Origin of the sequence: Acinetobacter sp. PW68, assembly GCF_020982655.1 — a bacterium.
In the GTDB taxonomy this organism is placed as follows: domain Bacteria; phylum Pseudomonadota; class Gammaproteobacteria; order Pseudomonadales; family Moraxellaceae; genus Acinetobacter; species Acinetobacter towneri_A.
Window position 1 is genome coordinate 565,068 of the sequence record NZ_JAHZSX010000001.1, and the last position, 23,912, is coordinate 588,979.

The following is a 23,912-nucleotide window of genomic DNA, read 5'->3' on the forward strand; positions in this document are numbered from 1 at the left end:
AAAAGCTCAAGTACAGATACTTGGGCTTTTTAAATAATTTATCATGTTCCACGCTTTTAATGAGGTAAACTGAACAAAAGAATATTACTTCCCCAAAATCATTTCCAACACAAACTTAGAACCAATAAAACCGAGCGCCAATAAAAAGAAACCAATAATGGTAAAGCGAATCGCTTTTTGACCACGCCAGCCAAACTTGTAGCGTCCAAGTAGTAATGCACCATAGACAAACCACGAAATAATACTAAAGGCGGTTTTATGCGCTAAATGCTGTGCAAAGAAATGTTCTACCGTAAAGAAGCCAAAGCCTAGTGCGACAGTCAGTAGGGCAAAACCTGCGATTAGCATATCAAACAGCAAAGATTCCATATCTTGCAAAGAGGGTAGTAAATTGACCCAAACTCGACGTTTTTGCTTGTTTTTCAGTTCACGGTTCTGAAACCACATTAACACCGCATGAATGGTCGCCATGAGCAAGACAGCATAAGCAGCCAGCGACAAAATAATATGAATGTCTAAGCCAATCGAATTTTTGCTAATAAATAAATTATGCTGACTGAATGAAAAGCCTGCAATTAAACCCGCAGCAGCGACAGGAATACCAATTAAATTCAGTGCAATCACAGGACGGTAACTACTGAACAATAAGCTCAGCAATAACATCAGACCTGAAGTAAATGACATCAGGTTAAACACGTTGTAATTGACACCCATTGGCGTCAGCATATCGTTATATAACACTGCAGCATGCAGCACTAAGCCCAAACTAAGCAGAGAACGAATAAACCAGTGATTTGGCGCACGTTTAGACATTAAATGAGAAAATAAATACCAAAAAGAGCTGGTATAAGCGATTAATGCTAAAATCGTATAAACCAAGGGGAGACTGATCATGTCAAACCTTTTTCAGGATGATGAATATTCATTTATATAAATTCGATGCGAACTACAGTATCCTATAGCATCTTGTGCATAAATTTTCTATTTTAAAGAAACATTTTTTTGCTAATGGCTATTTTAAGCGGAATTTGCAATGTTTGATACCTTAACAGAACGACTCACGCAGAGTTTAAGAAATGTTACTGGCTCAGGGCAGCTAACCGAAGACAATATTAAAGATACGTTACGTGAAGTACGTATGGCACTTCTTGAAGCCGATGTGGCGTTACCTGTAACTCGTGAATTCATCGCGAAAGTTAAGGAAGAGGCATTGGGTCAGGAAGTGATGACTCAGTTATCCCCTGGTCAGGCGTTCGTCAAAATTGTCTATGACGAACTCACAAAAATGATGGGCGAGGCCAATGAAAGCCTTGACCTAGCTGCCAAGCCACCAGTTGTAGTGTTGTTGGCAGGTTTGCAGGGTGCGGGTAAAACCACCACAGCTGCAAAATTGGCACGTTTTTTACAAGAACGTCAAAAGAAAAAAGTCGCCATGGTGTCTGCCGACGTTTACCGTCCTGCAGCGATTAAACAGCTACAAACAGTTGCTGGTGAAGTAGGTGCGATTTTCTTTGACTCGAATGCCAATGAAAACCCTGTAGATATTGCTAACCGTGCGATCGAGCAGGCAAAAATTCAGTTTGCTGATGTTCTGATTGTCGATACCGCAGGCCGTCTGCATGTCGATGATGACATGATGGACGAAATCAAGGCATTACATTCAGCGATTAAACCGACTGAAACCTTGTTCGTGGTGGATGCTATGACGGGGCAGGATGCGGCAAATACCGCCAAAGCCTTTAATGATGCCTTGCCATTAACGGGTGTGATCCTGACCAAGACTGATGGTGATGCACGCGGTGGTGCAGCACTTTCAGTGCGAGCGATTACAGGTAAACCAATTAAATTCCTGGGGATGGGTGAAAAACTCGATGCCCTAGAGCCATTCCACCCAGAACGTGTTGCACAACGTATTTTGGGCATGGGTGACGTGCTGTCTTTGGTCGAAGAAGTTGAACGTAAAATCGACAAAGAAAAAGCCGAAAAAATGGCGAAAAAACTGCAAAAAGGCGGTAGCTTCAACTTTGAAGATATGTTGATGCAGTTTGAACAAATGAACAAAATGGGCGGCATGATGGGCTTCCTGGACAAGTTGCCTGGCATGAGCAATTCAGGTATTCAAGATGCGATTGCACAAGCCAACCCTGAAAAGCAAGTGAAAAAGATGGAAGCGATTATCCAGTCGATGACCATTAAAGAACGCCGTAACCCAGACCTGATGAACCCAAGCCGTAAAAAACGTATTGCTGCGGGTTGTGGTATGGAAGTAGCGGAAGTGAATAAACTCATCAAGCAACATGCACAAATGGCAAAAATGATGAAAAAATTTGCCAATCCATCGGGCATGGCAAAAATGATGAAATCATTGGGCAATCTGCAAAAGCAGTTTGGCGGTGGTGGCGGTATGGGTCCGCTGTTCGGCGGTAAAGAACCGAAATAGTATGGAATTCAAAGCATCAAGGCGCCGGGTGCGCCTTTTTGTTGCTCTCCATTTTTAAACTATTCAGGCGAGCGTGCTGCGGTGATCTTTAAGAAAACCCAACAGACGCTTACCCAAAAGCCGCGCTGTTTCGGGCACACTGATGTGCATCAGGAACGAACAGCGAGCACAACAATGGCACAAATTTATGTGGTACATGGTTATACCGCCAGTCCAGATGAAAACTGGTTTCCTTGGATTCAGGAGTATGCCGACCAGCAAAAAGCCAGTCTGAAAGTGTTAAGACTCGATCCATCGCCTACGCCAACCCTGGAAGTGTGGAAGCGGCAAATGGATGAGCAGGTCGATGAGATTGACGAAAACACCATTTTCATTGCTCACAGTCTGGGCTGTATTGCTACTTTGCACTTTCTGACCAAAAAACTGAAAACCCAGAAAATTAAACAGGTGGTGCTGGTGGCCGGCTTTAATGGCCGTTTGGGCCGGCTGGACGAGGTCAATCCTTTTATTGATGCCTGTAAAATTGATTTTGACTTGCTAAAGCGCCAAATTGCGCATCGGGTTGTGATTTACTCGGCTGGCGATGACCGGGTACTGCCAAAATTTAGTCTAGAACAGGCGCGCAGTCTGGATGCAAGGATTATTGAGGCACAGCATCAAGGACATTTTATTGACTCTCAAGGCTGTACCGAACTGGTAGAAGTCTGGCAGGCGATACTACCTCATATTATTGTGGAATAAGCCGTCTAGGCTCATTGGCCGTGGAGCAATGCTGGATGTAGCGCTGCAAACCTTTCAGCATTAAATCTTGCTCAACTAATGGATGGTGATGTTGCAGGAATTTGGCAAACAGGGGTGCATCACCACCGGTCAGTACAAGTTGACGCGAAGATTGCTGCATCACATATTCAATACTGCTGAGCAGCCCCAGTAAAATGCCATGATGCACAGCATCTAGAGTATTGGTACCGGGACTTAGGTCATCAAAGGCTGCTTCTGGAATCCGGATACCTTTGGTGTGCTGAATTAACGAATCACGCTGCAAATATAGATTAGGTAGAATATAGCCCCCCAAATGCTGATGGCCTTGGGTCAGGTCAATGGTCAGCGCGGTGCCGCAGCTGATCACACATAAATCTTTGTCGGCTTCAGCCACGGCCAGTACCTGCAACCAGCGGTCAATTCCGAGCTGCTGAATATCATAGCCACAGCTCAGGTTGGCATATTCGGCCTGTACTCGGGCAAAAATCACTGGAATATTCAGGGGTTTTAAAATCTGCTGAATCCGTTCATTATTTTTCTGGTCCTGAACAGAAGATACCCCGACATGGGTCAGGTTCAGGCTTTTAAAATGCTGGATCAGGCCCAGCAGTAAATCGGCTGGAGATTGTAAATGCAATTCTGCTTCATGTTCTATGATGCGGTCTTGTTCTGTAACCCAGTATTTCAGGCGCGTATTGCCAATATCTAGCCATAAATTTTTCATGAAGGTAACTCGGCAAGATCGACAGGGCGTAAACGTCCCTGATAAAAAATTTCAAGTCCTTGCGCCGTTTCAATTTGCACCGCGCCATCATCCTGAATGCCTAAAAAAGTACCCTGACAGCTGCCTTTAAAATGTTCAAACTCAACTGTTTGTCGCATAAATGCGGCATGATGATTGAAGCGGGAGGCCAAATTATAACAATCGTGATTAAACCAGTCGCAGGCTTGTTGAATGGCAAGATAAAGCTCTGCAATCAGGCGCACACGGTCAAGAGATACCAAACCTAGTTCAGTCAGGGACGTGGTTTTTTGATCAATAACGGGTGAGTTGACAGGAGCAAGATTAAGCCCAACTCCAACTATGACTTGCTGTGCAGAAATTGGCTCAATCAATATGCCGCCCCATTTGCCTTGTGGGCTGTATAAGTCATTTGGCCATTTTACTTGTAAATCCAGCGCTTGTAGACTCGGCATTTGCAAGATATTTAACGCAACTTCTAAAGCCAAACGCCCATTTACAGGTATTCGTAAATTTAGCAATGTGCTTAAATAGATGTTCCCTTCGGGTGATACCCATTGCCGTTGACGTTGTCCTCGACCATGCGTTTGTCTGGTACTACACACCAAGACACTCTGCACACCTTTTTGTGCAATTTCCCGTACATCATCATTGGTGGAGGTGGTAATCGGCTTCAATATGAGTACTTCTGGAAGCTGTCCTGCATCTGTGAGTTGTTGTTGCAGTTGTCGGGTTTCTACATCCATACGAATTTACACATAGTGGAATATATTTATGGAGTTAATCATATATTTATTGATTGGTGCAATTGCTGGATTTGCAGCAGGGCTGTTTGGCGTGGGCGGCGGCTTAATTATTGTGCCAATTTTATATATTGTCTTCACTCAACTCAATTATGACCCATCGGTGTTAATGCACATGGCGGTTGGGACATCGTTGGCAACCATTATTGTAACTTCGATCAGCTCGGTTACGGCACACCATAAAAAAGGTGCGGTGATGTGGCCTGTATTTCGTAATCTTGCACCGGGTTTAATTGTGGGTGCATTTGTTGGTGCAGGTATTGCCGATTTCCTTTCGGGTCAGGGTTTGCAGTTATTGATTGGCGGTTTTGCACTGTGGGTGGCTTTTAAGATGTTTAGAGGCGCAAATATTGCGGTTGATCCTTCACATCATTTGCCTTCAACAGCCAAGCAAGTCATGGCGGGAGGTGGGATTGGCATTGCCTCTGCAATTTTCGGGATTGGCGGTGGCAGTTTAACCGTGCCGTATTTAAACCGTTATGGCGTGGTCATGCAAAAAGCGGTAGCCACCTCAGCTGCTTGTGGTTTGCCAATTGCGGTGGCAGGGGCACTCGGGTTTATGTGGTTTGGTCAGCAAGCCGAAATTACAGTACCCAATACCATTGGCTATATCCACATTTATGCGTTTATAGGCATTAGTGTGATGAGCTTTATTACTGCCAAGGTCGGTGCAAAAGTGGCGCATTTGTTATCGCCAGCAATGCTGAAAAAATGTTTTGCCTGCTTGCTCACCACCGTTGGGTGTTATTTTGTTTATCAGGGCATGCGAGTATTTTTCTAAGTTGAGTCGCTGCTTTTTTGTTTTAAGCTGTGTTTTTTTTAAGCCGGGTAAAATTGGCTCTAGCGCCATCAAATTGTCGGACAATGTCATGGCGTTGTGAGCTGTTTCGCAGTAAAAAGAAAGATGCTTGTATCGGAGCTATGCTTGCAGTCAAGGGATGATCTTGAGATGTCCTCAATGAGTGTGGCTCTGAATTCTCATCACTGCATCTTATAAAAACAAGATAGGAACAGTATGCAACAACAAGAATCAGAAAGTTTATCGGAACAAATTGCCCGCCACATCGCAGAACAGATTATTAGCGGTGATTTGGTTGAAGGTGAACGTATTCAGGAATTGCGTATTGCCAAAGAATTGGACGTCAGTCGTGGTTCGGTGCGTGAAGCGTTGTTGTTATTGGAACGTACCCATCTCATTGAAATTTTTCCGCGGCGCGGCGCGATTGTGTCGGAAATGTCGGCCCAGCAGGTGCGTGCCCTGTTTGATACCTGCAGCCTGCTGCTGGGGCAGATTGTACAGCGCATTGCAGAAACCTGGCGCCATCATGAAATTGAACAGCTGCAAAAGCTGATGGAGCAGATTGAGGCCGAATACCGGCAGGGCCATACCGAAAAATTTTATGATCTAATTTTTCAATATCTGGCGCAGCAGCCTGATATGGTGGCCAATCTGTACCTGATGAAATTCTATCAAGAGTTGCTGCCGTCGTTACGGCGCAGCTATTTTTTAACCCTGAATACGTCACGTCGAGAGTTACAGGAATCGTTTGATCTATTTAAACTGGTAATTGATGCAATTTTAATCCGAAAATCACAACAAGCCTCTTTATTTATGGATGATTTTTGTCGACACTTGCGCAATCTGGTGTTGGAATCTCTGACCCGTATGAAACAGATCGAGCTTGCATGGGCAAGACGTTCACGCCGTTAATTGGGACATTATGCGTTTAAGCAGTTTAAAACTTTCTGGCTTCAAATCTTTTGCCGACAGTACGACCTTACATTTTAAAGCCAACCGTACCGCTGTGGTGGGGCCGAATGGTTGTGGTAAATCCAATGTGATTGACGCCATTCGTTGGGTGATGGGCGAATCTAGTGCGCGCCAGTTGCGTGGCGGCAGTATGCAGGATGTAATTTTCACAGGAACTGCCAAACGCAAACCTGTAGGTGTAGCCAGTGTTGAACTGCGTTTTGACAATACCTATGGCAAATTGGGCGGTGCTTATAACGCCTATAATGAACTGTCGGTACGTCGGCAGGTCAACCGTGATGGTAAGTCTGAATATTTTTTAAATGGAACCAAGTGTCGTCGTCGTGACATCACCGATATTTTTCTGGGTACAGGTTTAGGCCCGCGTTCTTATGCAATTATTGAACAGGGTATGATCAACCGTTTGGTCGATGCCAAGCCTGAAGAAATGCGAGTGTTTATTGAAGAAGCGGCAGGCGTATCACGTTATCAGGCGCGTCGTCGTGAAACTATGCTGCATTTGGATCACACCACGCAGAATCTGGCGCGTTTGGAAGATATTGCTTCGGAACTAAAATCGCAGCTGAAAACCTTAAAACGTCAGTCAGAAACAGCAATTCAATACAAAGCGCTCGAAAGCGAAATTCGCACCATTAAAGTCGAAGTGTTGTCTTTTCAGTGTGAACAAAGTGCACGTTTACAGCAAGAATATACCCTGAGTATGAATGAGTTGGGGGAAAGCTTTAAATTAGTGCGCTCTGAGCTAAGCACTTTGGAACATGACTTAACCGCAACCAGTGAGTTATTTCAGCGTTTAATTCATCTATCGACACCGCTACAGCAAGAATGGCAACAGGCAGAAAAGAAACTGGCTGAACTGAAAATGACTTTAGAACAAAAACAAAGTCTGTTTCAGCAAAATACCGCGACTTTATCGCAACTCGAACAACAAAAAGCACAAACCAAAGAGCGTTTGCAGTTGATTGAATTGCAGCTAGAGAGTCTGGTTGATCAGCAAGAAAATCAACAGGGAAATCTACAGCAGCAAGAGCAATTGACGCAGCAGCAGAGTCAGCAATTTCAGGATTTAAAAGCGCAGCAGCAAACCCAAGCGGCACAATATGCCCAAGTCAAAGCGCAAGTAGAACAGCAACAACAAAAGCATGTGCACATGCAGGCGCAAAGTGAGCAACTGGCGAAAAACATCAGCCGTATTGAACAGCAAAAACAAACCCTGACACAGCAGTTTGCACAAATTCAGCCGCAAGATCAGCAAGAGGGAATGCAACAACTGCAGGACGAAAAAACCCGCTTGCAGGCTGAAATGCTGACACTAGAACTGAATATTCAAGACAGCACTCAGCAACTCGCCACGTTGCAGGCAAGCTATAATGAGCACAAAGCGCAGTGTGCGACCTTAAAATCTGAGATTCAGATTTTGCAGTCAGAACAGAAAAACCTCAATCAATTGCTCATTAAGCAAAGCCCAAAATCCCAAGCCGATGTGGTGCAGTTGATGCAAGTATTACAACTTGCAGATGTGGCGAAACCACATGCCAATTTGATTGAAAAGTTTTTGGCTAAATGGCTGTCTGCGCAGGTGGTAGAGGCAGATACTGAATTTCAGGACAGCCGCGCACGTCAGTTAAAAGTCCAAGTGACGCTAGACTCGCAAACATCGAAAATACAGCTTTCGGGGTGTGAGTCCCTCAGTGACTGGATTGCGTCACCGCAAAGTAGTTTGTGGCAAAGTGTCGCAATTACAGAAAGTTTATCGCAGGCTTTAGCATTGCAAACGCAACTGCAGGCAGGGCAGTCTATCCTCAGTTTAGATGGTTATCATGTCGGACCAGATTGGGTCATCGGGCTGTTTTATGATGAAGCCGCACAGGCGGGGCAAGGAGCGCTGAGCCATCGGATTCGCTTGGAGCAAATTGAACAGGCGTTGGCGCAGCACCTGCCACAATATGAGCAAGCAGAACAGCAATTGCCTGAATTGCAGCAACAAGTACAACAGTTGCAGCAGCAATTGCAGCAACAACAGCAGCAGCTCAAACAGCAGCAGCAAGCCTTGCAAACACTAGATGTACAAATAGCGAAAGCTGAAAGTGCGGCACAAGCTTTTGCGGTACAGCAACAGCAATTACAGCATCAATTGGCACAATTAGATGAACAGCTCGAAGAAGATGCCATGCAAAAAGATGATCTGGAAATTGATTTGCATGCTTTGGCATTTAAACTTGAGCAAGCTTTGCCGCAGTATAAAACCTTGCAATTTCAGGTCGAGCAGCTGAATGAACAACTCGATAGTTCACAGCAGCAATTTCAGCAGCAACAACAAGAAGTGGAGCTGTTACGTCGTCAGGCGGTACAAACTCAGCAGCAAATTGAGCTCTTAGAAAAAGATGCCACTTTCTTAAAAGCACAATATCAACAAATCGTGGCACAAATGGAACAAGCCAAAAAGTTTGTCGATCCTGTTCAGTTGGAATTACCTGCTTTGGAAACTCAGTTTTCAGAGCAGCAGCAAGAGACTGAAAAGCTGCAAAAAACTTGGCAGGAATGGCAAGTGGAATTGCACAGTGTCCAATCCAAGCAGCAGCAAATGACCGAACAGCGCCAGCAACAGCAGCAGCAAGATGAGCAGCTACGTGCACAGCTTGAAGAAAAGCGTTTGGCGTGGCAGTCGGCCAAGTCGGACTATCAGCATTATTCTGAACTGTTAAAAGATTTAAACAGTGAAATCATTACTGGTTTACAAATTGATGTGACTGCACATCAGCAGAAGCTGGCCAAAGCACAGCAGCAGTTTGATAAATTGGGTGCGGTCAATTTGGCAGCTTCGGAAGAATATGAAGAAGTCACCGCTCGTTTTGCAGAATTAAGCCATCAAATTGAAGACTTGCAAAATACTGTTTCGCAGTTGCAGGCGGCAATGAAAAGTATCGATCAGGAAACTCGTAAACTGTTTATGAACACCTTTGATCAGATCAATACCGAATTGCAGGAGCTATTTCCTAAAGTCTTTAATGGCGGTGAAGCCAGTCTGAGTTTGGAAGATGATTGGCAATCTGGGGTCAAATTGATGGCGCGTCCACCAGGTAAGCGAAACAGTTCTTTGGCCTTACTTTCAGGGGGCGAAAAAGCCCTGACAGCTTTGGCTTTGGTTTTTGCAATCTTCCGTTTAAACCCAGCGCCATTTTGTGTGCTAGATGAAGTTGATGCGCCGTTGGATGATGCCAACGTGGGACGCTTTTGTAATTTAGTAAAAGAACTTTCTGAACAAGTGCAATTCATTTACATTACACATAATAAACTTGCTATGACGATGGCAACCGACCTCTTAGGTGTTACCATGCCTGAACCGGGAACCTCAAAATTAGTAACCGTAAATTTAGAAGAAGCCGCAGAATACGGCCTAGTCGCGGAGGCATAATATGGAAATCACCACAATCGTTGGAATTGTCATCGCTATTGTGATCATGGCGTTTGGTTTGAAAATGATTCTCAAAAAACCTACAGATTCAGCACCGTCATTGGATTCTGAATTGCAGTTCAATGAAGATTGTCAACAACCGATTATTCCACGCCATGTACGTGACCAATTGCAAAGCGACGCTAAGCCACCACGTGTGGAGCCTACTTTAATAGCAGATGACGTTGCACCAGAGGCGCCTACCAAGTCTGAACCGCAGGCTTTAACAGATGATATTGTAGCTTCTTCAAATCCTGAAACCGCCAAAGCTGAACCGAGTTTGCAGGCAGATACAAAAACTTCTGCGCTTGATCCATCCGCTACAGCATCCAAATCTGAAGCAGAACAAGATACGCCAACGCCGACAGCTGTAACTACAGAATATTCATTGTCGGATGAAATTCAGCAAGTGATTGCAGAAACAGCACCAAATGCAGAGACTGCTGAGCAAAACAAAGCTTCGACTGAATACAGACTGAATCAACACATTGAAACTGCAAAAATTTCTGACTTTAATGAAGAAAGTAGTATTTTAGATTCACACTTGCACGAACAAAAAATCATGGATGAAGAAAGTGCCTTAGCAACAGCTGAATCTTTTATTGCGCTGAATATCTTCCCTGAACGTCGCATACTTTCGGGCGATAAAGCCCTAAAAGTATTGATGAAATACGGTTTACGTTTTGGTGAAATGTCATGTTTTCATCGTTATAACGAAGATGGCACCAAATTATTATTCTCGGTTTTACAAATTAATGATGAAGGCGCAGATGGTTTTGATTTAGAAACCTTATCGACTGAACAAGTCAAAGGTTTGGCGTTCTTCCTCGCTTTGCCGCATAGCGATGTGCAAAATGCCTTTGACACCATGGTTAGTATTTCGGGACTGATTGCACGTGAAATTGATGGAACGGTCTATGACCAAAACCATTTGGAATTTACCCCACAATTACGCGAGCACTGGCGTCATCAGGCAATCGATTATCGTGCTGGTCAAGCAAGTCATGCTTAAAATTACGATCTCGCACTTGGTGCAAGCTGTTTTCAAGTGCTGTGTAATTGAACTGAGTGCAGCTAGATAAATTGCAACTTTACAGCTGCATTTTTATAATGTGCAGCAATACAAGCGGTAGCATACGCTACATAGAAAAATTGAAGGGCGGAACAAGACCGCCTTTTTTTATGGTGGAAATATGTCTGTAGATTTAACTGTCGTGGCGCAAATGCGTCAATTGATTCAACTACTTGCCAAGCACAATCATGCCTATTATGTGATGGATCAACCGACAATTGCAGACAGCGAATATGATCAGCTTTTCCATCAACTCAAAGCGTTAGAGCAACAGCATCCAGATTTAGTACAACCCGATACACCGACCAATAAAGTCGGTGGCACCCCTTTGGCGAAGTTCACTACGGTTAGGCATGCCGTACCCATGTTGTCTTTAGGCAATGTGTTTAATCAGGAAGAATTATTTGCTTTTGCAAGACGTGTCGAAGAGCGTTTGCCTAATCAAAATATTGAATACGATGTCGAACTTAAATTTGATGGTTTGGCGATTTCACTTTGGTATGAGCACGGTATTTTAGTGCGTGGTGTGACCCGTGGTGATGGGGAAACTGGGGAAGATATTACCCACAACATTAAAACCATCCGTAATTTACCTAAAGTCTTGACAGCAACAGAAGCTGCCATTCCTGAACTTTTGGAAGTGCGCGGTGAAGTGTTGATGCCAAAACTTGGTTTTGAGAAACTCAATGCGGCCAATATAGCAAAAGGTGAAAAAACCTTTGCCAATCCACGTAATGCAGCAGCAGGAAGTTTGCGTCAGTTAGATCCAAATATAGCGGCATCACGTCCTTTGGCATTCTATGCTTATGGCATTGCGCAATGTGTGCCACCTCATGGACAAAGTACCATGTCCGACAGTTTGGCATGGTTGGAGCAGTTTGGCTTTGAAATTGGTGAACGTCATTTTGTCTGTAAGAGCATTCAAGAGGTTCAGGCGGTCTATGAGCAAATTAACCTTGAGCGTCCGAATTTAAGCGTTGAAATTGATGGCATGGTGGTTAAGGTCAATGATTTGAAGCAACAACAGCAATTGGGTTTTTTAAGTCGTGAGCCGCGCTGGGCGACTGCCTATAAATTCCCTGCAGTAACAGCTTTAACCACCATTGAGAATATTGATTGGCAAGTGGGGCGCACAGGTACGTTAACCCCTGTGGCACGTTTAAACCCCGTTTCCGTAGGCGGTGTGACGGTATCCAATGTTACGTTACATAATATTGGTGAAATTCATCGTTTGGATGTCCGTTTAGGCGATACGGTCAGTGTTTACCGTAGTGGAGATGTGATTCCCAAAGTTGAAAAAGTCTGGCCTGAATTTCGCCTTGCCGATGCACAAGAAGTGCATTTACCTAAACAATGCCCTGTGTGTGATTCACCTGTGGTGATGCCTGAAGGTGAGGCGTTGGCGCGTTGCTCAGGTGGTTTGTATTGTGCTGCGCAGCGTATTGAAGCGATTCGTCATTTTGTATCGCGTAAAGCCATGAATATTGAAGGTTTGGGGGATCGTTGGGTGGAGTCATTGCTGCATTTGAACTTGCTGCAAAATGTGGCCGATATTTATCATTTACACGAACACCGCGACACCTTGCTCGGCATTGAAAAAATGGGTGAGAAGTCGGTTCAAAACTTGATTGACTCAATTGAAAACAGCAAAAAAACCACGTTGGCAGCATTTATTTATGCCTTGGGAATTCGTGGTGTTGGCGAAACCACCGCACGGATGCTTGCCAATACGTTTCAAACTTTAGAGGCTTTGCGTGACGCTGATTTAGAAGCATTAAAGAAAACTCCAGATGTGGGAGATATTACCGCAGAATGGATTTTGGACTTTTTCCAAGCGCCGCATAATTTAGAAGTGTTGGATCGTTTATTGGCGGCAGGCATTCACTGGGATGCTCCAATTGCACCGACACGTCAGCCTTTGAATGGCGAAAGCTGGGTGATTACAGGGACCTTGAGCCAAATGGGACGCGATGAAGCGACTCAGTTGTTGCAGGCTTTGGGTGCACGGGTGAGTGGCAGTGTCTCGACTAAAACCAAATGTGTCGTGGCGGGTGAGAAAGCAGGCTCAAAGCTAGAAAAAGCCGAAAAGTTGGGTGTACAAGTTATGAATGAAGCAGAGTTTATTCAGCTGATGCAGAAATATGGTGTACTTGAATAAACAGCATCCATACATTTTTATCCACTATTAAGTACGAAGGCAATTCAACGATGAAGTGCCTTTGTTTTTACTGAGAGAAATCGAAGATTTAACGCTTCTTTACAATGCCATCATCAATGAGTTGCTGAAAATGTTCGATTAAACTGGTTTTAATATTACGGTAGCGCATCCCCAATTCACGCTGACTTTTTTCTGCATTAAAATAAATTGGGTAGCCCATATTCAGTTCTACAAATTTACGGGAAAAACCAAGTAGAGGGCCAAAGGCTTTAAAGGCAAATTTAGGTAACTGATTGCGTGGGAATGGATATTTGCGTCCAAAGTGCTGCGCTAAAATTTTCCCCATTTCTAATAAGCTGAGTGTACCACCGCTAATAATATAGCGCCCTTCAGCCGCTGGGTTGAATGCGGCCTGAATGTGAGCATCGGCCACGTCACGCACATCGACAATGCCATTCCACATAGCAGGGACGCCTGCCAAGGTCATGCCATTGGCAAACTGCAATAACACTTCCACGCTACCCGATTGGGTGTTTTTGGTCAAAGATGGGCCAAGCACCAACGCAGGGTTGATGCAGATCAAATCCCAGCGGGTTTGTGCCTGCGCCATTTCCCATGCTTTGCGTTCTGCCGCCACTTTAGAATAAGGATAAGGCTGATGTTCTGGGCTGCTGCTAGTATTCCAGTGACTTTCATCAAAACAGTTATTGGTCGTCGTTAAAATATCAATCGCATCGCCGTAGGTTGCAGCAATACTTGAAGTCACCACCACACGCTTTACCGATGCAGTACGATTTACGCTGTTTAACACATTTTCGGTGCCAATTACGGCAGGTTCAATAATGTCTTTGATTGCATCTTTATAATTAGTGACCACAAAAGGTGAAGCCATGTGTAGCACGATTTCACAACCTTGCATGGCAACATCAAAAGCGCCTTCTTCAAGTAAGTTGGCTTGGAATAATTGTAAATTTCCTGTGCCTTTTTCGGCGATATCCGTCAGATGTTGAAAACTGAGAGTTTTATTCAGATCACGAACTGTGGCATGTACAGTATGTCCTTGTTCAAGCAGGTTTTTAATGACCCAACTGGCAATATAGCCTGTTGCGCCTGTGACTAAAATGGGTGCTGATGTATTTAGATTTGTCATTATTTTAGGAAACTGATGGAACTCGTGACTATCATATAGCAGTTGAATTTTAAAATCTGCTTTTGAGGCATTTTTTACGATACCTGAGTGTCACAGTACGGCTTCTTTCACTCTTTACAAATTGAAGCAAAATCATTGTATTGCCAGTTTAAAAGCTGATTTTTGCCAAACAGTTGTTTTATATATGGGAATTTTTAAGGTATATTGCAAATGCGTATGTTTATCATTTTTATTTTATAAAAATCATATATTTACAACAATTAACTTTTGCAATTTTGCATAAATGTGGTCATAATGACTAGATTAAGAAAAGGAGTACAGCAAATGCGTGGCAATCCAGAAGTCGTAGACTATTTAAATATGTTGATTGGTGGCGAACTGGCTGCTCGCGATCAATACCTGATCCATTCACGTATGTATGAAGATTGGGGTTTAAGCAAAATTTTTGAACGCATTGACCATGAAATGCAGGAAGAAGCGCAGCATGCCGATGCTTTAATTCGTCGTGTATTGTTCCTTGAAGGCACTCCAAATATGCAGCGCGATGACATCGACGTGGGTGAAGATGTGGTGTCTTGCTTAAAAGCCGATTTAAAACTCGAATATGAAGTCCGTGAAAAATTGGCGCAAGGCGTAAAATTGTGTGAAGAAAAAGGCGATTATGTCAGCCGTGATATGTTGCGTCAGCAAATGACCGACACAGAAGAAGATCATACGTACTGGTTGGAAAAACAATTACGTTTAATTGAATTGATTGGTTTACAAAACTACATTCAATCGCAAATGTAATCTGATCAAAGCAAAATAGACCAAAACCCGATTTTTGATAAATCGGGTTTTTTTATAGATGGGCTTCTTTAGATTAATTGGTTTTTTTAAAGGATGTATCTTGGTGCTTGGTAGATGTTGATTGAGCCGAATCAGTATTATACTGAGCTGATTTTCTAACTTGAGAGCAAAAGCTAGGTGCAACAACAGATTTTATTGATTACAGGCTGGGGCGGTGGTATTGCACTCTTAAATCCGTTACAGCAAGCCTTGACCGCACAAGGTTTTCGGGTTGATCTCATCAATATTTTTAATGCTGCCGATGCGCAGGTCATGCAGCAACAGGTCGAATTTGCACGTCAGTTTGATGTGATTATCGGTTGGTCACTAGGTGGACAATTGGCAACGCTATTGGTCGATGCGATTGCCAGTCAATATGGAGAATATAAAACCTTAATTAGCATTGCATCTAATCCGTGTTTTGTTGCACAAGCAGATTGGGATACAGCCATGCCACAAGCGACATTTGCCCAGTTTAAACAATCTTTTGCACAAGACCCGATTCTAACCCTAAAGCGTTTTGGTTTTATGGTGTGTCAAGGCGTCACTAGCAGTAAAACTGACTTATTACAATTACAAAGTTTGGTTCAGCCACAGCCGCAATCTTTGCTTCAACAGGGTTTAAATTTATTGGAAAACTTAAACTTGGTGAAGATCTTTAAAAGTTACCCAGGTCAGCAGTATCATTTTTTTGCCGAGCAGGATGTTTTAGTTGATTGCAAAGTTGGGGCTAAACTGCAAAATTTAGCTGCAAAGTTTTTAAGCGTAGACGTTTTACCAGGCTCACATGGGCTGCCATTGTTCCATGCCAATGAGCTGACTAGCAAAATCTGCCAATATTTACAGAAAAATCCGTCAACTCGGGTATAAGTGATAAATCTCGCAATTTTATTTGCAGACAGACAGGTTTAAGATTTGGCACATCAAGTTTTTACAAGTTCAAGGGTGATGGTGGGATGATAGAACAGATGGATTTGGCTTTTGATCGTGAACATCTTTGGCATCCTTATACCTCTATGACTCAGCCTTTGCCAACTTTCAAAGTCAAGCGAGCATTTGGTAGCACCATTGAACTTGAAGATGATCGTCAATTGATTGACGGCATGTCATCGTGGTGGTGCGCGATTCATGGTTATAATCACCCAGAATTGAACCGTGCTGTGACCGAACAACTTAACAGCATGGCACATATCATGTTTGGTGGTTTAACCCACAGCCCAGCCATTGAGTTAGGGCGTTTGTTGCTCGAAATTACCCCACCGAGTTTAGATAAAATTTTTTATGCAGATTCAGGTTCAGTTGCTGTCGAAGTTGCGCTGAAAATGGCGGTGCAATACTGGACTGCACAAGGCAAAACTGAAAAAACCAATTTTATAACCACCCGTTCTGGCTATCATGGCGATACTTGGAATGCCATGTCGGTTTGTGATCCTGTTACAGGCATGCACCAGGTTTTTGGCTCAAGTTTGGCACGTCGTTATTTTGTATCTGCACCGAAAACAGCCTTTGATCAAGAGTGGAATGCTGCCGATATTGCAGAATTGGCGCAAAGTTTAGCAAAGCATCATCAGCAGATTGCCGCCATGATTATTGAGCCGATTGTGCAAGGTGCAGGCGGTATGCGTTTTTATCATCCTGAATATTTGCGTCAAGCCAAATTGCTGTGTGAACAATATGATGTGTTGTTAATTTTTGATGAAATTGCCACAGGTTTTGGGCGTACAGGTAAGTTGTTTGCATGGGAACATGCTCAGGTCGAACCCGATATCATGTGTATTGGCAAAGGACTGACAGGTGGTTATATGACTTTGTCTGCTACCTTGACCACGAAGCTTGTTGCAGAAACGATTTCGCAAGGTGAGGCAGGTGTGTTTATGCATGGTCCGACCTTTATGGCAAATCCACTGGCTTGTGCGGTTGCAGTCAAAAGTACCCAATTATTATTAGAACAAGACTGGCAAACCAATATTCAACGTATTCAGCAGCAACTTGAACAGCATTTAACGCCATTGGCTAATTTGGCATGGGTGCAAGATGTGCGGGTTTTAGGTGCAATTGGTGTGGTAGAACTTAAGCATGCTGTCGATATGCAAAGCCTGCAACAAGAATTTGTGCAACGCGGTATTTGGGTGCGTCCATTTGGTCAATTGGTCTATGTGATGCCACCCTTTGTGATTACAGCTGCAGAACTGAATACCTTATTACAACAATTGGTTGAAGTGGTGACAGGCATGCAAGGAGCGAGCGTATGAGTTTACTCGATCACTATGCAGAACAGCTTGATCAACTTCGTCAACAGGGCAATTTTCGTCAATTTCGCAGCAATCAGCAGCAAGGTAAAACCATTGAAATTCAGCAACAACACATGCTGAATTTATCTTCCAATGATTATTTGGGTTTAGCTTCTGACTTGCGCTTGCGTGAACAGTTTTTTGATGAAATACCGAATGCACAGCGTTTAATGAGTGCCTCTTCATCACGTTTGCTGACTGGAAATTTTCCTGCTTATGAACAGCTTGAAGACACATTAACGCAATTATTTCATGGACGAGCTGCCTTGTTGTTTAATAGCGGCTATCACATGAATATTGGTATTTTACCTGCATTAGCAGATGCGAAAACTCTCATTTTGGCCGATAAACTGGTACATGCCAGCATGATTGATGGCATTCGTTTGTCATCTGCCAAATATTTGCGTTATCGACATAATGATTTGGCGCATTTGCAGCAATTGCTGACGCAATATCATGCTGATGAAAATTATGAACGTATTATTGTGGTGACTGAATCTATTTTTAGTATGGATGGTGATGAAACTGATTTAGCCGCTTTGGTCGCGCTGAAACAGCAATTTGCCAAAGTCATGTTATATGTCGATGAAGCACATGCCATTGGCGTACGTGGGCAGCAAGGTTTAGGTTGTGCCGAACAATATGGCGTAATTGATGCCATTGATTTTCTGGTCGGGACGTTTGGCAAAGCCGTTGCTTCAATTGGGGGATATTTGATCTGTGATCCGATTATCCGTGATTACTTGATTAATCGGATGCGTCCGCTAATTTTTAGTACTGCGCAGCCACCTATTTGCATGGCATGGACGCAATTTACGCTGAATCAGATTGTGCAGATGCAGACACAGCGTCAGCATTTGGCTGCCTTGAGCCAATATATGCAGCAGGGGATTCGGGCCAAAGGTTTTGCTTGCCCATCTACTTCGCAAATTGTGCCTGTGATAATTGGCGACTCTATTGCAACTGTAAGCAAAGCCCAACAATTACAGGCGGCAGGTTTTTATGTGATGCCTGTACGTCCACCGACTGTGCCGCAAGGCAGCTCCAGACTGCGTATTTGTTTAAATACGCAATTTGAAACGGTAGATTTAATTCCGTTACTGGATTTGCTTTGAGTGTGCATATGCGTATAGATAAAGCACAAGTTGCACAGCGTTTTGCCCGCGCACATCAGAGTTATAAAACGCATGCCGTGGTACAACAGCACATTTGTCAGCAGTTAATGGCAAAAATGCAAAAATATATTGTGCAGCAAAAGTTGTCAGATCAATCTCAGCTTTACTTTAAAAAAGTCTTAGAAATCGGTTGTGGTTCGGGAAACTTAACCAACTTGTTACTGCGTGAATTTCAAATTCAACACCTGATTTTAAATGATTTATATGCCGAAGTGTTACAAGCGTATCTGCATCATCCGCAGTCAAGTACTACGCAAATACTTGGCTTAATTGGCGATATAGAACAGCTCGACTTTCCGCAGTCTTTGGATTTAATTTGTTCAAGCTCGGCTTTGCAATGGGTGGAAGATTTTGGAGCATTGTTGCGTAAGGCGAATCAAGCGTTAAAGCCGCAAGGGTATTTGTGCTTTTCGACGTTTGGCCCTCAAAACTTGAATGAAATTAAGCAATTAACAGGTCAGGGCTTACATTATTTGAGTATGGATGCGTTACAACAACAGCTTAAACAGTACGGCTTTGAAGTATTACACTGTTCAGAGCAGCTTGAATCATTAAGTTTTGAACATCCCAAACAGATTTTGCAGCACTTAAAAGCCACAGGTGTCACTGGTACAGCGCAAGGGCAGCGTTGGAATAAAACGACTTTAACCGAGTTTTATCGGGGCTATGAACAGTTTAGTCAGCAGCATAGCTCACAGCAAAAAAATTATACGCTCACGTATCATCCTATTTATTGTCTTGCACGGAGAATGCCATGACAGCTCAAGTTTATTTTGTGAGTGGTATTGATACAGGGATTGGCAAAACCTATGCCACAGGTTATTTGGCCAAAACTATGAATGAACAGGGTATTCAAACCATTACCCAAAAGTTGATTCAAACAGGCAATCAAGATGTTTCAGAAGATATTGAACAGCATCGGAAAATTATGGGCAGTGAATGGTTACCTGAAGATGATGACAAGCTCACTATGCCTGAAATTTTTAGTTACCCTGCTTCACCGCATTTGGCCACACAAATTGATGGTCGTGAGATTGATTTTGCTAAAATTGAGGCTGCAACTGCGCAATTGGCGGCAAAAAAGTATGATGCGGTATTATTAGAAGGTGCAGGTGGGCTCATGGTGCCGCTGACCACGGACTTGCTCACCATCGACTATATTGCGAAAAAACAGTATCCTGTTATTTTGGTGAGTTCTGGGCGCTTGGGCAGTATTAACCACACTTTGCTCAGTTTGGAAGCTTTAAAAACACGTGGTTTGAATTTGCATGCCTTGGCATATAATTTGAACGATGAATCACAAGACCCTTTAATTTCGCAGGATACTGCCAAGTATTTAAAAAATTATTTGGCAAAAAGCTTTCCGAATGCACAGTGGATTGAAATTCCTGTATTGCCGAATATTTAATGGTTATTATTTTTTGTTCAATAAATTTGCCTAATAAAAAGCCACACATGAATGTGTGGCTTTTTTAGTCAATTTAGCATATTCAGCTTTTAGAATTTCTTAAAGCTTTTATTGCCAAACGGTTTACGTGGTGCATTTTCATCACGACGCTCGCGATTGCCATAGTTGTTACTATCCTGACGTTGTTCACGGTTGCCGTAGCTATTACCATCTTGGCGACGCTCGCGGTTGCCATAGCTGTTGCCATCTTGGCGACGTTCGCGGTTGCCGTAACTGTGCCCTTCTTGGCGTGGTTCGCGGTTGCCGTAGCTGTTACCATCCTGACGACGTTCACGCGGTGCAAAACCTGTATTTTGCGCAGCTTCTTCAGTATCACGACGTTGCTGACGTAAGAAACCACCACGACGTGCGGCCAAAGGTTTTTCCTGCATACGTTCATTGCGGCGTTTTGCCATGCCGTACAAACCTGTGCCTTGACGTGGTTTTAATTCAACTGCTTTGGCAAGGTTGTCGATGTCATTTTTATCCAACTCTATCCAGCGACCTGTTCGCAATTCACGTGGTAAAATCACTGTACCGTAACGGGTACGCAATAGACGGCTGACTTTCAGACCTTGTGATTCAAAAATACGACGAACTTCACGGTTACGACCTTCTTTTACTACCACTTGATACCAGCGGTTAATACCATCACCGCCAATTTCAGAGAAAGATTCAAACTTGGCAGGGCCATCATCTAGCACTACACCGCGTAGCATGTTGTTTTTTAGTTGTGGTGTTACTTCACCCATTACACGAACCGCATATTCACGTTCAATTTCGTTCGATGGGTGCATTAAACGGTTGGCTAATTCACCATCGTTGGTGAATAGTAATAAACCTGTCGAATTAATGTCTAAACGACCAACCATCACCCAGCGATCATTGGCAATTGCAGGTAAGTTATCAAATACAGTCGGGCGTTGTTCAGGGTCGTTGCGTGAGCAAATTTCGCCTTCTGGTTTATAGTAAATCAGAACACGACGACGAATTTCATCTTCAATTTGGAACTGAACTTTACGACCATCGATGCGAAGCTCATCACCTGGTTCGATACGTTCACCCACTTGGGCAACTTGGCCGTTGACACTCACACGACCAGCGGCAATGACTTCTTCCATATAACGGCGAGAACCCAAGCCTACTCGTGCGAGTACCTTTTGCAACTTTTCACTCATAACAGCACAACCTTAGAAATGATCATCAACAGTTTACCTATTCAAGACACAGATGCAGATGCATCGAGTGCCATGAAAGCTTCCTTGGCATCCTGTAGGGGAGGCAATTGACTTAAGGAATTCAAGCCAAACGCATTTAAAAATTGGGGCGTTGTAACTAACAACGCAGGTCTTCCTGGGAGTTCCCGGAAACCAGATTCTTTTATCCAGTTCCAGTCAAATAATGTTCGTAAAATTTGACTATTGTTTGATACTCCACGAATTTGTTCAATATCCGCACGGGTCACAGGCTGGTGGTAGGCAATCACTGCCAGTATTTCTAGTAGTGACGGCGAAAGTCTGGTCGGACGTTCAGGCCATACCTGTGTAATTATTGTACGATACTTTGCCCGTACCTGAAAACGAAAACCTTGTGCGGTTTCGATCAGTTCAATCGAGCGACCATGTTGCAGTATGGCAAGTTGTTGTAAAAAATGACGTAATTGCATTTTGCTGTATTTGTCCTGAAAGGCTTCTTTTAAGCGCGCCAAAGATACGGCGCTATCACTGGCAAAAATAATGGCTTCAAGTTGCATCAGTACTTCATGCTGTTGTTCGCCATCGGACAAACTTGAAATCATTGGTTCTGGATTCATGCTTGCGCCCCTTGAATGCTCAATGGTGCTTCAATGCCGCTACTGATAATGCACACTTTTTGCTGGCGGGTCAGTTCTAAAATCGCCATAAAGGTCACCACCATGCCCATTCGACCCTGACTTGGTTTAAGCAAGGTCTCAAAACTCAGTACTTCACCCGAGGCGAGTTTGGCTTCAATAAATGCAATCCGTTCTTCAAGTAAGACAGGTTCTTGCAAAATTTGATGCGTGACAGGTTCAGGACGGTTAAAAATGCAGAATAAGGCATCACGTAATTGATCGGCTGCATAGCCGACATTATTCACAGCAGTGTGTCCTAAGCCAACATTGGTGGCAAAGGTATCACGTTCTAAAACTGGCATTTGCCCAAGGCGTTCCGCCGCTTGCTTGACTCTTAAATATGTTTCTAGGCGGTCAATCAGCTCTTGTTTCGGGTCTTTCTCAATTGCACTGGCGCTTGGTGCTTTTGGCAATAACAGCCGTGATTTTAAATCGGCCAATAGTGCAGCCATCACCATATAGTCGGCTGTAAGTTCAATATTCAGTGATTTCATGGCATCCATATACGACAGATATTGCGATGCAATTGGGGCGATATCTAACTGGAGTAAATCGAAGCCATTTTTTTGAATCAGGTAAATTAAAAAGTCGAGTGGTCCTTCGAAATGCTCTAATAGAATTTCAAATGCTGCAGGAGGAATATACAAATCCTCTGGAATCGACTCTTGCCATTCATCTAACACACGAATGTGTTGGGCAGGTTCCATCGCATTGTGGAGGGATTGATTCATTACAGTGTTGGGCCACGCGAATTTTCAAAAGCATGCAAATGCTATTTCCGCTTCAGATAAGAAGGAGATGGAGAAATAGCTCAGAATTAATAGCGGCTAGTCTAAAGGATATCGTGATTGAAATAAATCTGTTCTACGACCAAATATCAAAAAAAGCCTAAAATAAATCGGGATTGAGGGAGATTTAAGGCAAGTTGTAAAAATTAACTCATTCAATCTTTAAGTAATTATTTCTGTTTATTCTGTAATGCGTATTCAATCATTGCCATGCAGCTGTCTTGCAGGCAAAGATTACGGCTTTCTGATTGTGCCAAAAGTGCTTTGCATAATGCTGCATCTAAAAAATAAGTATAAGTAGCGGGAGGTTCAGGCATTGTTGCTGTGAATGCAGTTTTGGAACATACGATTGCATCGGACTCTAATGTCCAAGGATGTTGCACATAAATGTGCATCTCATCCGAGAACTGCTGCAAATTTAACAATACCTGAAATAAAGTCATCGGTTTAATTCATGCAAGCAAGGCTTTTAAACTGCCGTGCTGTCAATCACTTTGAAGGTAGTGAATGCTTATTCAAAAGCACTCACATCCCCCACACCACGACGCACAATTTTCGGATTGTCACCCGACAAATCAACAATACTGGTGGTGCTGAGTGTGCCTAAGCCACCATCAATCAGTACATCTATGCGTTTGTTGAGTTGTAGATCAATCTCGTATGGATCATCTAAAGGATCTTCTTGTCCTGGTAAAATCAGGGTGCTGGTCAGTAAAGGTTCGCCCAGTTCTTTAAGCAGCATGCGACAAATAGGGTTGCTTGGAATGCGTAAACCAATGGTTTTTTTATTGGGATGCATTAAGCGGCGTGGCACTTCGCTGGTCGCAGGTAAAATAAAGGTCGTGACAGCAGGGGTATTGTTTTTCAGTAGACGATACATAGCATTGTCGACTTTGGCGTAAGTAGCAATATCCGATAAATCGGCACAAATAATGGCGTATTGATGTTTTGCGCCTAAACCACGAATTTGTGAAATGCGCTCCATCGCGTTTTTATTTCCAATCTGGCAACCAATTGCATAGGCAGCATCGGTTGGATAAACCACCACATCGCCTGCGCGTATGCGTTCAACCGCTTGGCTGATGAGACGCGGCTGTGGATTTTCAGGATGTACTCTTAAATGCAACATGCGAATTCCTCAGTAGCGTAAGTGTGACG

General features: G+C 43.5%; 22 protein-coding genes. 13 read left to right on the forward strand and 9 right to left on the reverse strand.

Going from position 1 to position 23,912, the window contains the following annotated elements:
* Positions 1-84 precede the first annotated feature (84 nt).
* Positions 85-894, reverse strand: a complete 810-nt coding sequence (locus K1T76_RS02610) for a cytochrome C assembly family protein (RefSeq protein WP_019837757.1) — start codon at positions 892-894, stop codon at positions 85-87.
* A 139-nt stretch (positions 895-1,033) separates the two neighbouring features.
* Between K1T76_RS02610 and ffh the strand changes: the two genes are divergently transcribed.
* Positions 1,034-2,440 (forward strand): signal recognition particle protein, encoded by a 1,407-nt coding sequence (gene ffh / locus K1T76_RS02615; protein ID WP_230244013.1) that lies wholly within the window; start codon positions 1,034-1,036, stop codon positions 2,438-2,440.
* Positions 2,441-2,614: 174 nt separating this feature from the next.
* On the forward strand, positions 2,615-3,181 hold the full coding sequence (locus K1T76_RS02620; RefSeq protein ID WP_230244014.1) for an RBBP9/YdeN family alpha/beta hydrolase: 567 nt from the start codon (positions 2,615-2,617) through the stop codon (positions 3,179-3,181).
* On the opposite strand, the gene K1T76_RS02625 is transcribed toward K1T76_RS02620, so the two are convergent.
* Positions 3,168-3,926 carry a type III pantothenate kinase gene (locus tag K1T76_RS02625; RefSeq protein WP_230244015.1) on the reverse strand — a complete coding sequence of 253 codons (759 nt, stop codon included), beginning with the start codon at positions 3,924-3,926 and terminating at the stop codon, positions 3,168-3,170. The two genes, K1T76_RS02620 and K1T76_RS02625, sit on opposite strands and share 14 nt — an antisense overlap.
* Positions 3,923-4,690: a biotin--[acetyl-CoA-carboxylase] ligase gene (locus K1T76_RS02630; protein ID WP_230244016.1), complete on the reverse strand. Its 768-nt coding sequence runs from the start codon at positions 4,688-4,690 to the stop codon at positions 3,923-3,925. The genes K1T76_RS02625 and K1T76_RS02630 overlap by 4 nt, the downstream gene beginning before the upstream one ends.
* A gap of 28 nt (positions 4,691-4,718) precedes the next feature.
* Here K1T76_RS02630 and K1T76_RS02635 point away from each other — a divergent pair, with 28 nt between their 5' ends.
* From K1T76_RS02635 to ligA, 5 genes are all read left to right on the forward strand, one after another.
* Positions 4,719-5,528, forward strand: coding sequence for a sulfite exporter TauE/SafE family protein (locus K1T76_RS02635; RefSeq protein ID WP_070152947.1), 810 nt, complete (start codon positions 4,719-4,721; stop codon positions 5,526-5,528).
* Positions 5,529-5,762: 234 nt separating this feature from the next.
* A complete protein-coding gene (locus K1T76_RS02640) occupies positions 5,763-6,458 on the forward strand; it encodes a GntR family transcriptional regulator (protein WP_019837752.1) in 696 nt (231 codons plus the stop codon).
* Positions 6,459-6,468: 10 nt separating this feature from the next.
* The gene (gene smc / locus K1T76_RS02645) at positions 6,469-9,933 is read left to right on the forward strand and encodes a chromosome segregation protein SMC (RefSeq protein ID WP_230244017.1); all 3,465 of its coding nucleotides are present in this window, start codon (positions 6,469-6,471) and stop codon (positions 9,931-9,933) included.
* A 1-nt stretch (position 9,934) separates the two neighbouring features.
* Positions 9,935-10,984: a cell division protein ZipA C-terminal FtsZ-binding domain-containing protein gene (locus K1T76_RS02650; protein WP_019837751.1), complete on the forward strand. Its 1,050-nt coding sequence runs from the start codon at positions 9,935-9,937 to the stop codon at positions 10,982-10,984.
* A gap of 181 nt (positions 10,985-11,165) precedes the next feature.
* Entirely contained in the window at positions 11,166-13,202 is a 2,037-nt protein-coding gene (gene ligA, locus K1T76_RS02655) for an NAD-dependent DNA ligase LigA (RefSeq protein ID WP_230244018.1), read from the forward strand.
* Positions 13,203-13,290: 88 nt separating this feature from the next.
* On the opposite strand, the gene K1T76_RS02660 is transcribed toward ligA, so the two are convergent.
* Complete coding sequence (locus K1T76_RS02660; RefSeq protein WP_230244019.1) at positions 13,291-14,352, reverse strand: SDR family oxidoreductase; 1,062 nt, start codon at positions 14,350-14,352, stop codon at positions 13,291-13,293.
* A gap of 324 nt (positions 14,353-14,676) precedes the next feature.
* Between K1T76_RS02660 and ftn the strand changes: the two genes are divergently transcribed.
* The 6 genes from ftn to bioD all read left to right on the forward strand — a co-directional run bounded on the left by ftn (position 14,677) and on the right by bioD (position 20,054).
* Positions 14,677-15,141, forward strand: coding sequence for a heteropolymeric bacterioferritin subunit Ftn (gene ftn / locus K1T76_RS02665; RefSeq protein ID WP_004972356.1), 465 nt, complete (start codon positions 14,677-14,679; stop codon positions 15,139-15,141).
* 177 nt (positions 15,142-15,318) lie between these two features.
* On the forward strand, positions 15,319-16,050 hold the full coding sequence (locus tag K1T76_RS02670; RefSeq protein WP_230244020.1) for a hydrolase: 732 nt from the start codon (positions 15,319-15,321) through the stop codon (positions 16,048-16,050).
* A 98-nt stretch (positions 16,051-16,148) separates the two neighbouring features.
* Positions 16,149-17,432 (forward strand): adenosylmethionine--8-amino-7-oxononanoate transaminase, encoded by a 1,284-nt coding sequence (bioA, locus tag K1T76_RS02675; RefSeq protein ID WP_230245609.1) that lies wholly within the window; start codon positions 16,149-16,151, stop codon positions 17,430-17,432.
* A complete protein-coding gene (locus tag K1T76_RS02680; protein ID WP_230244021.1) occupies positions 17,429-18,586 on the forward strand; it encodes an 8-amino-7-oxononanoate synthase in 1,158 nt (385 codons plus the stop codon). Before bioA ends, K1T76_RS02680 begins: the two co-directional genes overlap by 4 nt.
* A gap of 8 nt (positions 18,587-18,594) precedes the next feature.
* Positions 18,595-19,404 carry a malonyl-ACP O-methyltransferase BioC gene (gene bioC / locus K1T76_RS02685; RefSeq protein ID WP_230244022.1) on the forward strand — a complete coding sequence of 270 codons (810 nt, stop codon included), beginning with the start codon at positions 18,595-18,597 and terminating at the stop codon, positions 19,402-19,404.
* Positions 19,401-20,054, forward strand: a complete 654-nt coding sequence (bioD, locus tag K1T76_RS02690) for a dethiobiotin synthase (protein ID WP_230244023.1) — start codon at positions 19,401-19,403, stop codon at positions 20,052-20,054. Before bioC ends, bioD begins: the two co-directional genes overlap by 4 nt.
* An 89-nt stretch (positions 20,055-20,143) precedes the next feature.
* On the opposite strand, the gene rluB is transcribed toward bioD, so the two are convergent.
* From rluB to K1T76_RS02715, 5 genes are all read right to left on the reverse strand, one after another.
* The gene (rluB, locus tag K1T76_RS02695) at positions 20,144-21,271 is read right to left on the reverse strand and encodes a 23S rRNA pseudouridine(2605) synthase RluB (RefSeq protein WP_442780666.1); all 1,128 of its coding nucleotides are present in this window, start codon (positions 21,269-21,271) and stop codon (positions 20,144-20,146) included.
* Positions 21,272-21,312: 41 nt separating this feature from the next.
* Positions 21,313-21,906 carry an SMC-Scp complex subunit ScpB gene (gene scpB, locus K1T76_RS02700; protein ID WP_230244024.1) on the reverse strand — a complete coding sequence of 198 codons (594 nt, stop codon included), beginning with the start codon at positions 21,904-21,906 and terminating at the stop codon, positions 21,313-21,315.
* Positions 21,903-22,697: a segregation and condensation protein A gene (locus tag K1T76_RS02705; RefSeq protein WP_230244025.1), complete on the reverse strand. Its 795-nt coding sequence runs from the start codon at positions 22,695-22,697 to the stop codon at positions 21,903-21,905. Before K1T76_RS02705 ends, scpB begins: the two co-directional genes overlap by 4 nt.
* A 227-nt stretch (positions 22,698-22,924) precedes the next feature.
* Positions 22,925-23,197, reverse strand: a complete 273-nt coding sequence (locus K1T76_RS02710; RefSeq protein WP_096902074.1) for a hypothetical protein — start codon at positions 23,195-23,197, stop codon at positions 22,925-22,927.
* A 68-nt stretch (positions 23,198-23,265) separates the two neighbouring features.
* Entirely contained in the window at positions 23,266-23,883 is a 618-nt protein-coding gene (locus tag K1T76_RS02715; RefSeq protein ID WP_070152980.1) for an L-threonylcarbamoyladenylate synthase, read from the reverse strand.
* Between the last annotated feature and the right edge of the window lie 29 nt (positions 23,884-23,912).